This is a genomic window from Azonexus sp. (assembly GCF_049652925.1).
Taxonomy (GTDB): domain Bacteria; phylum Pseudomonadota; class Gammaproteobacteria; order Burkholderiales; family Rhodocyclaceae; genus Azonexus.
The window spans coordinates 19,524-32,534 of the sequence record NZ_JBASFI010000034.1 but is presented as its reverse complement, the minus strand read 5'-3'; the positions used below and the strand labels follow the sequence as shown (position 1 = coordinate 32,534).

Annotated in this window: 12 protein-coding genes; 8 read left to right on the top strand and 4 right to left on the bottom strand. The window is 58.4% G+C overall.

From position 1 onward, the window contains the following. Window positions 1-118: 118 nt before the first annotated feature. The 4 genes from WBK19_RS16580 to WBK19_RS16565 are packed head-to-tail and all read left to right on the top strand — an operon-like array spanning window position 119 to window position 2,775. Window positions 119-970: an ABC transporter ATP-binding protein gene (locus WBK19_RS16580; protein WP_511291682.1), complete on the top strand. Its 852-nt coding sequence runs from the start codon at window positions 119-121 to the stop codon at window positions 968-970. 2 nt (window positions 971-972) lie between these two features. After that, entirely contained in the window at window positions 973-1,452 is a 480-nt protein-coding gene (locus WBK19_RS16575; RefSeq protein WP_511291680.1) for a hypothetical protein, read from the top strand. Window positions 1,453-1,456: 4 nt separating this feature from the next. Then, window positions 1,457-2,284: an ABC transporter permease gene (locus WBK19_RS16570; protein ID WP_511291678.1), complete on the top strand. Its 828-nt coding sequence runs from the start codon at window positions 1,457-1,459 to the stop codon at window positions 2,282-2,284. Next, a complete protein-coding gene (locus tag WBK19_RS16565; RefSeq protein ID WP_511291676.1) occupies window positions 2,281-2,775 on the top strand; it encodes a TlpA family protein disulfide reductase in 495 nt (164 codons plus the stop codon). The genes WBK19_RS16570 and WBK19_RS16565 overlap by 4 nt, the downstream gene beginning before the upstream one ends. A gap of 37 nt (window positions 2,776-2,812) precedes the next feature. On the opposite strand, the gene WBK19_RS16560 is transcribed toward WBK19_RS16565, so the two are convergent. The 3 genes from WBK19_RS16560 to WBK19_RS16550 all read right to left on the bottom strand — a co-directional run bounded on the left by WBK19_RS16560 (window position 2,813) and on the right by WBK19_RS16550 (window position 10,132). Next, a complete protein-coding gene (locus WBK19_RS16560; RefSeq protein ID WP_511291674.1) occupies window positions 2,813-7,042 on the bottom strand; it encodes a PAS domain S-box protein in 4,230 nt (1,409 codons plus the stop codon). Between the two features lie 112 nt (window positions 7,043-7,154). Next, a complete protein-coding gene (locus WBK19_RS16555) occupies window positions 7,155-7,790 on the bottom strand; it encodes a response regulator (RefSeq protein ID WP_511291672.1) in 636 nt (211 codons plus the stop codon). Then, the gene (locus WBK19_RS16550; protein WP_511291670.1) at window positions 7,787-10,132 is read right to left on the bottom strand and encodes a PAS domain-containing sensor histidine kinase; all 2,346 of its coding nucleotides are present in this window, start codon (window positions 10,130-10,132) and stop codon (window positions 7,787-7,789) included. The genes WBK19_RS16555 and WBK19_RS16550 overlap by 4 nt, the downstream gene beginning before the upstream one ends. Window positions 10,133-10,441: 309 nt before the next feature. On the opposite strand from WBK19_RS16550, the gene WBK19_RS16545 reads away from it, so the two are divergent. Continuing rightward, window positions 10,442-10,996, top strand: a complete 555-nt coding sequence (locus WBK19_RS16545) for a hypothetical protein (protein ID WP_511291668.1) — start codon at window positions 10,442-10,444, stop codon at window positions 10,994-10,996. 81 nt (window positions 10,997-11,077) lie between these two features. Here the strand turns inward: WBK19_RS16545 and WBK19_RS16540 are convergent, their stop codons facing one another. After that, window positions 11,078-11,371, bottom strand: coding sequence for a hypothetical protein (locus WBK19_RS16540; RefSeq protein WP_511291667.1), 294 nt, complete (start codon window positions 11,369-11,371; stop codon window positions 11,078-11,080). Between the two features lie 156 nt (window positions 11,372-11,527). On the opposite strand from WBK19_RS16540, the gene WBK19_RS16535 reads away from it, so the two are divergent. Genes WBK19_RS16535 through WBK19_RS16525 form a run of 3 tightly spaced genes read left to right on the top strand, consistent with a single transcriptional unit; the run spans window position 11,528 to window position 13,007 of the window. Continuing rightward, window positions 11,528-11,935 carry a DUF1924 domain-containing protein gene (locus WBK19_RS16535; RefSeq protein ID WP_511291665.1) on the top strand — a complete coding sequence of 136 codons (408 nt, stop codon included), beginning with the start codon at window positions 11,528-11,530 and terminating at the stop codon, window positions 11,933-11,935. A 1-nt stretch (window position 11,936) separates the two neighbouring features. Next, window positions 11,937-12,398, top strand: coding sequence for a diheme cytochrome c (locus WBK19_RS16530; RefSeq protein WP_511291663.1), 462 nt, complete (start codon window positions 11,937-11,939; stop codon window positions 12,396-12,398). Window positions 12,399-12,401: 3 nt separating this feature from the next. Further along, window positions 12,402-13,007, top strand: a complete 606-nt coding sequence (locus WBK19_RS16525; RefSeq protein ID WP_511291661.1) for a cytochrome b/b6 domain-containing protein — start codon at window positions 12,402-12,404, stop codon at window positions 13,005-13,007. The last annotated feature ends 4 nt before the right edge of the window (window positions 13,008-13,011 follow it).

The window sequence follows — 13,011 nt, the reverse complement described above, 5'->3', positions numbered from 1 at the left end:
TGGCTAATATTCAATTATCGTCCTGCGCTCGTCGCTCTTTCATTCCTCGTCCCGGCGCCGCGCATTTTTTTGATTCAGGTTCAAAGACGATTTCCTTGCCCTGCCTATAATCGGCGGCATGATCCAGTTCAAGAACATCGCCAAGACCTTCCGCAAAGCCCGGGTGCTCGATGGCATTAGCCTCGACATCGGTATCGGCGAACGCGTCGCGCTGATCGGCTCGAACGGCGCCGGCAAGACCACGCTGATCCGCTGCCTGCTCGGCGAATACACGCACGACGGAGAGGTCGCCATCAATGGCCTCGATCCGCGCGGCAACCGCACCGAAGTTCTGGGCAATATCGGCTTCGTGCCGCAACTGCCGCCACCGCTCAAGATGCCGGTCGGCCAGCTGATCAATTTTTCTGCTTCGCTGTGCGGCACCGACCCGCAGCGCATCCACGCCATCGCCAGGCGCCTCGGGCTTAACGTCGATGAAATCCTCTCCCGCCAGTTCGTTCGCCTGTCGGGCGGCATGAAGCAGAAGCTGCTGATCGCCATCGCGCTTGGTCGTGAGGCCAAGGTCTTGGTCATGGACGAACCGGCTGCCAACCTCGACCCTGAAGCGCGCAAGATTTTCTTCGACCTGCTGGCCGAACGCCTCGACGACGCAACGATGATCATCTCCAGCCACCGCCTCGACGAGGTTTCAGCGCTGGTCAATCGCGTCATCGAAATGGATATGGGCAAGATTGTCCTCGACGACAAGGTCGCCGATGCCGTGACGCTGACCGCCCGGTTGGCCTGCCGCATCGTGCTCAGCCGCTTCGAGCCGGCCTTCGCCAAGGCACTCGATGGCTGGAAATTCGCCAGCCGCGACGACAACCGCATCTGGGAAGGCGAGATCGCCGGCCCCGACCGCCTGCGCTTCCTTGGCATCATTTCCCGCTACACGGCGCTGGTCAGCGAGCTGTCGCTGTCCGAAAGCTGAACATGTGCGACCAGCATCGCCGTGAATTTATCGGCCGTTTGGGACTCGGTGGCCTGTTGCTGACGCCCCTCGCGGCCTGCGGCAGCAAGGGTAACTGGCCGGAGAGCATGGCCGAGATCAAGTGGGACCGCGACACCTGCGTGCGGTGCAGCATGGTCATTTCCGACCGCCGCTTTGCCGCCGAGATGCGCGGCGGCCCGAACAACACCGTTTTCAAGTTCGACGACCCTGGGTGCCTCGCCTTCTGGCTCAAGGAAAAAGCCGACAAATACCCGTGGATGACCGATGCCGCCACCCGCATGTGGGTGGCCGACTTCAGCAGCAAGAGCCGTGACGAAATGACCTGGCTCGACCCCAAGCGCGCCCATTTCATCACCAAGACATCGCCGATGGGCTACAACTTCGCTGCCGTATCGATGCCGATGCCGGGCAGCCTCGATTTCACCGACATGCGCCAGCACACGCTGGCCAAAGGTAAATAAGCAAATGAAACAACTGTGGCTGACCGCCAAACTCGATATCGTCGAATCCCTGCGCGCCCGCTGGTTCCAGATCTACACGCTGGTCTTCGGCGGCATCGTCGCGCTGCTCTTCCTCTTCGGCCTGACCGAATCGCGCGTCCTCGGCTTCATCGGCCTGTCCCGCCTGCTCGTCACCTACATCCAGCTGACCATGGCCATCCTGCCCATTTTCGTGCTGATCACCACCGTCCGTTCGGTCGCCGGCGACCGCGAGGCCGGTGTGTTCGAATACCTGCTCTCGCTGCCGGTGTCGCTCTCCGCGTGGTTCTGGGGCAAGATCGTCGGCCGCTACATCGTCGTCTTTGCGCCGGTTTTCCTGGCCATGCTCGGCGCCGTGATCTGGGCGACCATCCAGGGCATCGAGGTGCCGTGGGACATGTTCGGCTACTACACCGCCCTGCTCGCCGTCATGGCCATGTGCTTCCTCGGCATCGGCATGCTCATCTCGGCCATCGCGCGCACCACCGACATGGCGCAGGGCGCCGCCTTCATGGTCTGGCTCTTCCTGCTGCTTTTCCTCGACCTGATCCTCCTCGGCGTCATGATCCAGGGCAAGGTGGCGCCTGAACTCGCCGTCACGCTGGCCCTGGCCAACCCGCTGCAGGTTTTCCGCACTGCGGCGCTGGCGCTATTTGATCCACAACTGATTGTCCTCGGCCCGTCCGCCTACGTCATCCTCGACCTGTTCGGCACGGCCGGCTACAAAGTCTTCGCGCTGGTCTACCCGGCGGCGCTCGGCATGGTCAGTGCTACCATCGGCTACTTCATTTTCCGCCGTGGTGACTTGCCTTGAAGAAGCTGTTTGCGCTTTTGATTTTTGGCCTTTTTTCCGGGTTGACCGTAGCAGACGACCAAACCTCATCCGCCCCCCTCTTCGCCGCGACGCTCAACGATCTTGACGACAAGCCGGTGGCCTTGGAGCGCTACAGGGGCAAACCGCTCGTCGTCAATTTCTGGGCTCGTTGGTGTGGCCCCTGCCGGGCTGAAATCCCCGAGCTGATCAAGTTCCGCGCGGCCAACAAGGGCAAGATCGAAGTGCTCGGCATCGGCATCGAGGACAAGGCAGAACCGGCCAGGGACTTCGCCAAGGCCTACGAGATGGATTACCCGGTGTTCATCGCCAAGGAAAAGGGTATCCCGCTCATGCAAACCCTCGGCAACACCAAGGCCGGCCTGCCCTACACGCTGTTCATCGACCGCAACGGCAACGTGATCCAGAAAAAAATGGGCTTGATCCGGAAAGTCGATCTGGATGCGGCACAGGAAGCGCTGCTAAAAAAATAGGCACCACCTGCCTCGTCATAAGAGGCGAGCCTGATATTTATTCGCTGCTTTTCAGTTGCGACGCGAGTTCGCGCGGCATGTTCTCATCATTCAGGGCGCGAAGGATTTCTTCGAGGGCGTCTGCCGTTTGCATCGCCAGAGCCAATGCCTCGGGACGACCATGACGGGCACTGTCGTCCGCTTGCTTGGCCAATTGGTAGAGTGCATCGGCGCGAATGTTGCCGCTCGTCCCTTTCAGCGTATGCGTCATGAAAGCCAGCGTCTGGAAATCCTCCCGATTGACGGCATCACGTAATTTGGCGGGAATCTCGGCCAGCGATTGCTTGACGGTTGCCAACAGTTTTTCGATAAAAGCCTGACGATGGTTGAAGCGTGCGGCAAGTGCCGGCCAGTTGATTGAGGTAGTGTCGCTTTCGCTGATGCCGGGTAGTGCCTGATTGCCACGGTCGACGCTCACCGGCGCCTCTTTTTTTCTGAGTTGCCGGAGAATCGCGGTGACCAGATGGTCGATGTCGATCGGCTTGGTGATGTGCTCGACCATGCCGGCAGCGAGACACTTGTCACGCTCTTCGCCTAGGGCATGGGCGGTGAGACCGATGACCGGCAGCGTCGGTGCTATTTCATGAATCCGCCGCGTGGCCTCGTGACCATCCATGAGCGGCATTTGAACATCCATCAGCACCAGATCAAATGCGCGCGGATGGTCTTCTACCTGATCTACCGCCTCGCGGCCGTTGACCACAAACGTTGTCCGGGCCCCTTCGTTGCTCAGAATTTCCTCAAGGACAATCCGATTCAGTTCATGGTCATCAGCGGCCAGAATGCTGATTCCGATCAAGCGTGCAACCGATGAAAAATCGCCATGCCCTGATTGGCTTTGCTCAAACTCACTCAGCAGATGACGCAGGCGCAACGGCCGCTGGATAGTAATAGCATGGTCACTCAGCGCGCATGGCCGGTCGTTCTGGGTTCCAGGGGTGGTCAGCACGATGGGCCGAAGCGAATCCGGCGGCGGGGTCACGCAGTGCTTTTCCAGTGCTTCCTCGGCGAACAGCAGCAGATCCGGCGATGGCAAGGAAAACGCCCCGGAAACGTCGGCTTTTTCAACAGTGACTCCATACTTCTCCAGATCGTCCGTCAGCCAGCCGCATTCCACACTGTTGAGTCCCACCTGACGAACCCGTGTGTAGCACTTGGAGACGACTGCCTCAGGACTATCCAGCAAGGCAATCGGCAGCTGCAACTCGAACGATGAGCCGACGCCGGGGCGACTTTCAACCACGATCTTGCCACCCATGGCCTCCACTAGCCGGGCGCTGATTGCGAGGCCTAGGCCGGTACCCCCAAAGCGCCGCGTGGTTGAAGGATCAGCTTGCTCAAAAGGCGTGAATAGGCGCTCAATCTGATCCTCGTTCATGCCGATGCCGCTATCACTGACCCGAAAACTGATGTCGGTGCCGGCTCGCGTGACGGAGAGACTGACGATGCCCCGCTCGGTGAATTTGATCGCATTCGAGAGAAGATTAAGCAGTACCTGATTCAAACGCGTGGTATCGCCCGAAACCTCCAATGGCAGATCGGGATCCTCGCTCACCCTGAACAGTAAACCCTTACTGTAAGCGCGCTCGGCGGTGAGATCGACAACCCGGTCAATCGTCTCGCCAAGTTTGAAAGTGGCCTGCTCAACAGTCAGTTTTCCCGACTCGATCTTCGAGTAGTCAAGAACGTCGTTGACCACGCTGAGCAGATGTTTGCCCGAGTCGAGAATGCGCTGAAAATTGACTTGCGCCTTGCGCCCCACGTTATCGCGGACGCCCGTTTGCGCCAGGCCGAGCACGGCATTCATCGGTGTCCGAATCTCGTGGCTCATGTTGGCGAGAAATTCGCTCTTGGCTAGCGCCAGGCGCTTGGCTTCGGCTAACGCCTGCAGGGTGGCATGTTCTGCATTTTTGAGCTCGTTGATATCCTGAACGACACCATGAGCCGCGATCAACTCTCCGTTCTCATCCAGATGCAGTTCAGCCCGTTCACGGACCCACTTGATTTCACCGTTGGCCACAATGCGATGTTCAATATCGTAGGGCTGACCATCTTGAGCAGCTTGCCAGGCAGTCATTACCCGCTCGCGGTCTTCCGGATGGACGCATTCGACAAAACCGGAGAGCGTCATCGATGTATCCGGGGAAATACCGAAAATGCGATAGCTCTCATTTGACCAGGAGAGTTTGTCCTGCCTGGCATCCAGATGCCAACTGCCGAGATGCGAAATAGCCTGAGCCCGCTCCAGATCGGCGCTGCGTATGCCAAGTGTGATCTGGGTTTCTTTCAGTGCCGTGATGTCGCTGGCAAACAGGTAGATACCCTGGACCTGACCGGCGACAACGTCCGGAATGTAGGTCACCAGGTTGTAAGCGGTCGAACCATCGACTTTGGTCGATGATCGCTCAAACTCCTGACGTTGCCCCCGCAATGCCGCCTGCAAGAACGGTTCGCTTTTTCGGAAAAGCTCGTCACCGAGCAACTCCCGCACAGTGATGTCGAGCATCTCCTCCGGCTTTTTATTGAACCAGACCATGTAGGCGGCATTGGCAAAACGGCAACGCAAATCGCCGTCCCAATAACTCACCATAGCCGGCACATTGTCGGTAATCGTGTGAATGAATTTTTCTTTGGTAACCAATGCCTGATTGAGCTTTTCCAGCTCTGCCGTACGTTGGCAAACGAGTTCTTCCAGATGGTGACGATGGAGTTCCAGTTCGTTCGAAACACGTTTGCGCTCGGTGATGTCTTCAAAAAGCGAAACGTAATGGCTGACATTGCCATCACCCTGACGCAGCGGAGAAATGCTCTGGTAAGCCGTAAAAATGCTGCCATCCTTGCGCCGGTTGATCACCTCGCCGCGCCATGACTTTCCTGCCTTCAGCGTTTGCCAAAGAATAGCGAAGATTTCCGGAGGAGTTTGTCCCGAGTTGAGCAGGCTGGGGTTGCGTCCTTTAATCTCTTCCGGGCGATAACCGGTGATATTGCAGAAGGCATCGTTAACAAACTCAATCTCCGCCGCCGTGTTGGTAATAACGATGGCATTTGAACTTTGTTCGACCGCCAGTGACAGTTTGGCGAGGGTTTCTTCGGTCCGTTTGCGTTTGATAAAGGCAGCGATAATCCCAGCTGCCGCGCTGAGAAAAGTTTCTGCAACACTGGTACGCTGGCTATCAGCCGGGAGGTAGAGGAAAAGGACACCCAGCATTTCGTCCGCGGCCAACAGCGGCTGACAATACTGACTGTGGTCGGCAATATCCTTGTAGGCAATCTCGTGTCTGTCATCGATGTGGCTGGCGAATACCACCTGTCGACTGGCAGCGGCGCGGCCACAGAGGCAGCGATCAAGCGGCAGATGATGGCATCGGGAAAGTATCCCCGGCGGCAGGTTGCGAGATACGCTTAAGGTCAGCCCCGCCTTGTTTTCGGCGGCCAGATGAATGCCACCCCGGGGTTGTGTGGCAAGCCAGGGTATGGCCAGCAATTGGTCAAGGCAGCGTTGCAGAGTCTCTTCCATGGAGGCGCCGGAGACGGTGGTTTCGATCAGGCTGCGCAGCACTGACTGCTGTTCCCGGTCACGCTCCACCGCCGCTTCAGTGGCCTTGCGCTCAGAAATATCGATATGGCTGATCACCGCCCCGTTGCCATCAGCCAGCGGCGTTACCAGCATGTTGAACCAGCGCTCCCGCTCAGGCGAATGGCAAGCGTATTCCAGCGAGAAGGAAGGGCTGCTGCCGTCCAGAACGCCTTCTATGCCACGGCGCACCGCGACCGCCTGACTATCTGAATCCACAGCTCGGCTGCATACCGCCAGATAATTGACGCCGCAAGCGTTCCGGGTAGCCTCGTCGCCACCGTTGGCCGCGGCAAAGTCCTGCCAGGCGCGGTTGGTATGACAGATCGTGCCGTTAGCATCAATCACCACAACGGCATGGCCCAGCGACTCGATGATGGCGTGGGTCAACTCTTCGCCTTGGCGCAGCGAGGCATCGGCACTAAGAAGTGCTTTCTGGTAGGCCGCATTGCGAAGCATCCAGATCTGCGCACCAAAGCTGGCCAGAACAACGATGCCAACAATCACCACAACCTCACCCGGCTGGTGATGTATGCCAAGTGCGAGCAAGGCAAGGCTGGCAACGGTCAACGGCAGAAAGCGGAGATACCGTGAAAAGGCTGTGGCAACCCGTGACCTGGCGCCCAGAAGTTTGAATCGCCAGTGGGTAGGCATGGCTATGAAAATCTGCAAATCGTTACGATAAGCCTACTCTAGTGTAAAGATTACCTTACTTCAAGCCTATTATTACTTTCGTATTAAGTATCTCAATTTCCCTGGCCTGATCTTACAAATGACCAAAGCCGTGGCGCTTTGCATAATCAAACAACTCGACATTATTCTCCAGCCTGAGTTTGCGCATCAGGCGGCTCTTCTGAACGCTGACCGTCTTGGCGCTGCGCCCGAACTGCGCGGCGATTTCCTTGATATTGGCGCCCCGCGCCAGATGTTCCAGAATGGATCGTTCCCGCGGCGAAAGCACTTCCGGTAGAGGCTCGCTGTTGTCGAGACGCTCGAAGAGCAAGGCATTGGTAAGGCGCGGATCCATATAGCGCCCACCCGCTGCAACCGTGCGAATGGCCACCAGCAATATTTCGGCACCGGCATCCTTGGTGACAAAACCGGTGGCACCAGCCTGGATCGCCCGGGCGGCGAGATGCGGTTCGCTGTGCATGGTAAGCACCAGAATCGGCAGCGTTGGCTGGCTGCTGCGTAGCTCGCTGATCAGGCCAATACCGCCATCCGGCATGGAAAGATCGAGCAGCAGCAGGTCAAGGTTTTTTTTCTTGACGGCGAGGACAGTGCCGGCGCCATCTTCGCTTTCTCCGGCGACTACAAACTCCGGACAGGTCCCAACGATATGCCCCAGCCCCTTGCGCACAATCAGATGGTCATCGGCAATCCAGAGGCGAATTTTCTTCACGTTGTTGTTTTCCGTTTGATCGGTATCTCTACCGCGATAACGGTTCCCTTGCCGAGCGCCGAGATGATTTTCAGTGTAGCGCCGAGCATGGCAGTGCGCTCCTGCATGCCGATCAGGCCAAAGGATTGGTCGTTGGCGCCGAGCAAGGCACTATCAAAGCCCAGACCGTCATCTGCTATTTTGAGGTTCAGAGACTCGGCTGTCGACTCGATGTGCACTGAAACTGATTGCGCATGGGCATGGCGGGCAACATTGGTGAGCGACTCCTGGACAATCCGAAAGATCGATGCTGCATAGCTTCCATTGAGTTGCGGATCCGGTCCGCTCAAGGTCAGGCGGCAGGCGACACCGCTACGACCATAGAAATCTGTAGCCAGTACTTCAAGGGCCGGTAGCAGGCCACGTTCCAGTTGAGCCGGATGCAGATCGCGCGTAATCCGGCGCAGCACGGTCTGAGTCAAGTCAAGATAGCCCTGCATTTCCAGTGCGATCTGGTTGGCCTGGCTGGTCGTCATGTCGGAGGTGAGTTGCAGGGCTGACACCATGAAATTCATGCCAGTCAACAATTGGCCCAATTCATCATGCAGCTCGCGGGCGAGATGGTTCCGTTCATTCTCCCGAATCTGGTCCTGCCGAATCAGGATTTGCCGCAGCGCCTGCTGCGACTCTTCCAGCTTGGCCTCGGCACGCTTGACCATGGTGACGTCGGTAATCACGGCATAGAAGCCGGTAACCTCGTTGCCGGCACGCGCAGGAATGTACTCGACAAGAAGATGGCCGATTTCACCGGAGGGCTTTTTCAGGGTGCGCTCAAATTGCCGATGCTCCCCACCGATTGCCGCTTCAATATCCGCCTTTTGGAACAGGAACAGCTTTTCACCGAGCATCTCCCTGATCGACTTGCCCTGCATTTGCTCGGGCGTCTTGCCGAACCATTCCAGATAGGCTCGGTTGGCAAAACAGCAATGCAAGGTTTTGTCCCAATGACTCACCATGCTGGGCAGCGCATCGGTGAAAGAGCGTAAAAACCGCTCGTTTGCTTCCAGTGCTTGCTCGGCAAGTTTGCGTTCGGTGATATCGAAAGCGGTAAAGCTGCAACTCAGCGCCGGATCTCCCGGATCAATCAAGGCCGAGGCCAACAGAATATGCCGCAAGGCCCCCGATTTATGACGCCAAACGGTTTCGATGACACCCCTGCCACACGACCTGATCCGTGCGTACTTTTCCTTTCCGACGCGATTGAACTCAGCATCCGAGGGATAGAGAAAGCGAGCCGATTGGCCGATCAGCTCCTCGGCCGAGTAGCCGGTGATAGTGGTCATCGCTTCATTGACGTCGCGCAACTGGCGCTCGACAACAACGCCGATACCCAGCGGAGAGGCCTGGAGGATTGAGCGCATTCGGGCTTCGTTATGTTGTAGCAGCCTGGTTCGCTCATCAACCAGATCCTGCAGGTGCTTGCGGTGGCGCTCAAGTTCGATAGCAATCTGCTTCTGTTCGGCAATATCGACACCAAAGCCAATGATGCATGGCTTGCCATCAAGTTCGACGCTGCGCCCGGTGAAGTAGTGCGGAATACGCCTGCCGTCTCGCGTCAGGAGGGGCGCATCAAGAAAGTTCTCGCCCTTGATGAATGTTTCTTCGATGGCCCTGCTTACCTGCGGCTGAACACCCCGGTCAAAAAACGCCAGTGGACCCATCCTGGAAATAGCTTCGCCGTCGTAGCCAGTAACTGTCTCCAGATTCTTGTTCCAGCGCAGAATATGGCCGGCATCGTCGAGCAGGTAGAAGATGCCTGGCGCCGAGTCGATGATCTCGCTGGTTAGCTGTAGCTGACTTCGCAAGGCCTGCTCGGCCAGTTTTTGTTCGGTGATCGTGCTGTGCGCGACAACTGCGCCGCCAGCCGCGTCAGCGTGCGCCCCGAAGGAAGAGGCGGGGCGATTGGCGATTCTTGCAATAGTACCGATGGTAACCAAGGCACTTCCGTTGCTCTGAGCATCGACTTGGCAGAGGCGCAAACAGACTCGAGACCACGATCCGTCATTGCGACGAATCTGAAACTCAAGCTCGGTGCGGTCCGCATCTGCTGCCTCGACGGTAGCGACCATGGTTTGTACGGCCTGCCGGTCCTCTGGGTGGACAAGATCCATGCACGCCGCAAGGGTAATCGGGGCTTCGGCGATTGAGTAGCCGAGCAGAGCACAGAGATATTCGCTGCAGAGAATGCGGCCAGTGGCCGGCTCATGAACCCAGACACCAAGACCAGCCCCTTCGAGCGCAGCCAAAAGATGCCGGTCGGAGACACCGAATTCACGAAATTTGATCTGGGTTTCAGCAGTCAAATTAACCCTCTTGCTAGGCTGGTTTGATTGAATTTAGAGCACTATCGTCAAATGTGCTCGTTTCGAACGCGAAGGCTAGCATAGCTCCATGTTGAGGTTGATCGGCTTGAATGAGAAATGCCTGCCCTATATGAGCAAGGTCGAAGCCAAGACACCCCACTGATACAAGCGGATCAATCGCAATACCAAAAAAAGAGGCTAAGCGACCTAGGTCACAGACCAACCCAATACCGCCGGATATAGTCGTTCGGCCCGCAGCCTGGCCGTTGTGCCGCTGCCTTTGACAATATCCACCGAACCGGAGAGACCATGAAAATCACTCGCCTCGCATCCACCCTTCTCATCGCCGGCCTCGCGCTGGGCACCACGGCCAGCCACGCTGACGGCCTGAAGTTTCTCCCCGGCCTCGACAAGGGTTTCAAAGCCGAGCCGTCGCTGGCAGTCAGCGCCGGCGTCATGAGCGCCTCGGCTACCAACGACGATTCAATGTTCGTCTACGGTCTCGACTTCAACATGAACTGCGGCCTGATCCAGACGCCGGACAACCGTATCCGCACCCACGTCCAGATCAACCACACCGACGAATCCGGCATGAAGGCCACCTCCTTCGAACTGTCGCCGCGCTACACCGTGCCGCTCGGCAGCGGTTTCTCGGTCGGCGCCGGCCCGGTGCTCGGCGTTGTCCTGGCCGACAACGGCCGCAACGACAAGAGCCTGTTCGGCTATGGCGCCGTGGTCGGTGCCAATTACCGCAAAGGCCTGTACTACTCTGGCCTCGACCTGCGCTACCTGAATACTAGCGAAAGCGACAACGTCAGCTTCGAAAACTGGGCGCTGATGGCCAAGGTCGGCATCAACTTCTAAGCACCCCGCAAGCGGAAACAAAAATGGAAGGCAGATGCCTTCCATTTTTTTGCCTTTTTTCCGGTTGACCGTGGAATTCCGCTAATCAATCGCTTTCAGGAAACGCTGCCGCGCCTGTTCCAGTTCAGCGTGCCCGGCTTCGCCGACCAGTCGGTCGCAAGTCTCGAAAAAGGCGTTGAAAGCCTTGCGCACCACCGCCCCTTCCAGCCGGCCCTTGCCTTCATTGGCAGGCTGATTGAGCGGCTTGAGCACAGCGTGGCGGGGAATGATGCGTTGCCCGCCGGCCTCTGAAGAAGCCGTCAGCGGCCCGGTTTTCACATAAACAAGGCCCTCGTATTCAAAACGGGCGCCCATCGGCAGATCCTGAAGTTTCATTGCGTGTTTCCAGTGATGCATTCCTGAATAACGGATCAGGGCGCAAGGGCCCCCTTTCGCTCGAATCTTAGCGTTAATCCCTGCTTAAGTTTCGCCTAAGCCACCTTTAAGACTCGCTCCCTACACTCCTTCTCCATCAACACCAAAAGGAGAACGATGATGAGAGCCATCCCCGCCGTAGCGCTGCTGCTCGCCAGCCTGGCCTGCCATGCCGAGACGCCGCAGCAGATTCGTCAGATTTATGTCACCGAAGCCGCCAGCCAGCAGGCCGGCTTCACGCCCTCGGCCAAACGCGGCGACGCCTTTTTCCGCCAGCGTTTTGCCATCAACGACAAGATGCCGGGCTGCACCAGCTGCCACACCGACAGCCCGCTCAATGCTGGCCAGCACGCCGTGACCGGCAAGACCATCAAGCCGCTGGCCGTCGCAGCCAATCCGGATCGCCTGAGCGACCCGGCCAAGGTCGAAAAGTGGTTCGGTCGCAATTGCAAAGAAGTCGTCGGCCGCGCCTGCACGCCGGCCGAGAAGGCCGACTTTGTCACTTACCTGAGCGAGGTACGCTGAAATGAAACACATAGTCCTCATAGCCCTGCTCGGCAGCGCCTTCCCGGCCTTGGCCGACCGCCTGCCGATGCCGGCCAACGCCCCGGCCAGCTTCACGTCCGAATGCAGCAGTTGCCACATCGCCTACCAGCCCGCCCTCTTGCAGGCCAACGACTGGCGCAAGCTGATGGCTGGCCTGAGCGAGCATTTCGGCAGCGATGCCACGGTCGACCGGAAAACCGAGCAGGAAATCACGGCCTTTCTCGAACGCAATGCCGGCAACGCCAGCCGCCTGGGCAATGCCGGCAATCCGCCGCGCATCACCCAGACCGCCCGTTTCATCCGCAAGCATGACGAAATCCCGGCCAAATACTGGCGCGATCAGCGCGTCAAATCGAAAGCCAACTGCGAAGCCTGTCACCCCGGCGCCGCCAAGGGCAGCTATAGCGAACACGACATCACCATCCGCGAACTGCGGGAGTAAATCATGAAAAACATTCTTGTCTGGGACTGGCCGGTCCGCCTCGGCCATTGCCTCATGGTCGGCGGTTTCATCGTCGCCTGGCTGACCTCCGAAAGCGAAACCTGGCGGCTCGTGCATGCCTTTTCTGGCTCAGTCGTTATTGCCGTCGCGCTCTTTCGCCTGCCTTGGGGCTTCATCGGCTCGCGCTACGCCCGCTTCGTCGATTTTGTCCGTGGTCCGGGTTCCGTCGTCGCTTACCTGCGCAGCCTGATCCGCCTCGAACCGGATCACCACACCGGCCACAACCCGGCAGGCGGCTGGGCCATCGTGCTGCTGCTCGCCCTCGGTATCGCCACCGGCCTCGTCGGCTGGGCGATGTACAACGAAATCGGCGGTGAATGGCTGGAAGACCTGCACGAAGGTCTGGCGGCGACGATGCTGACCGTCGTCTTCATCCACGTCGCCGGCGTCATCTCGGGCAGTCTGCTGCACGGCGAAAACCTCGTGCGCGCCATGATTACCGGACACAAACAAGGTTCGCCGGAAGAAGCCATCCCGTCTGCCCGGCCTCTGGCCGCCATCTTCCTGCTGGTCTGGGTTGCCGCCGCCAGCTGGTGGTTGGCTAACTGATAGA

Coding starts and splice junctions, on each gene's coding strand:
- WBK19_RS16580 (WP_511291682.1), top strand. CDS start 119: ATGATCCAGTTCAAGAACATCGCCAAGACCTTCCGCAAAGCCCGGGTG.
- WBK19_RS16575 (WP_511291680.1), top strand. CDS start 973: ATGTGCGACCAGCATCGCCGTGAATTTATCGGCCGTTTGGGACTCGGT.
- WBK19_RS16570 (WP_511291678.1), top strand. CDS start 1,457: ATGAAACAACTGTGGCTGACCGCCAAACTCGATATCGTCGAATCCCTG.
- WBK19_RS16560 (WP_511291674.1), bottom strand. CDS start 7,042: ATGCCTACCCACTGGCGATTCAAACTTCTGGGCGCCAGGTCACGGGTT.
- WBK19_RS16545 (WP_511291668.1), top strand. CDS start 10,442: ATGAAAATCACTCGCCTCGCATCCACCCTTCTCATCGCCGGCCTCGCG.
- WBK19_RS16540 (WP_511291667.1), bottom strand. CDS start 11,371: ATGAAACTTCAGGATCTGCCGATGGGCGCCCGTTTTGAATACGAGGGC.
- WBK19_RS16535 (WP_511291665.1), top strand. CDS start 11,528: ATGATGAGAGCCATCCCCGCCGTAGCGCTGCTGCTCGCCAGCCTGGCC.
- WBK19_RS16530 (WP_511291663.1), top strand. CDS start 11,937: ATGAAACACATAGTCCTCATAGCCCTGCTCGGCAGCGCCTTCCCGGCC.
- WBK19_RS16525 (WP_511291661.1), top strand. CDS start 12,402: ATGAAAAACATTCTTGTCTGGGACTGGCCGGTCCGCCTCGGCCATTGC.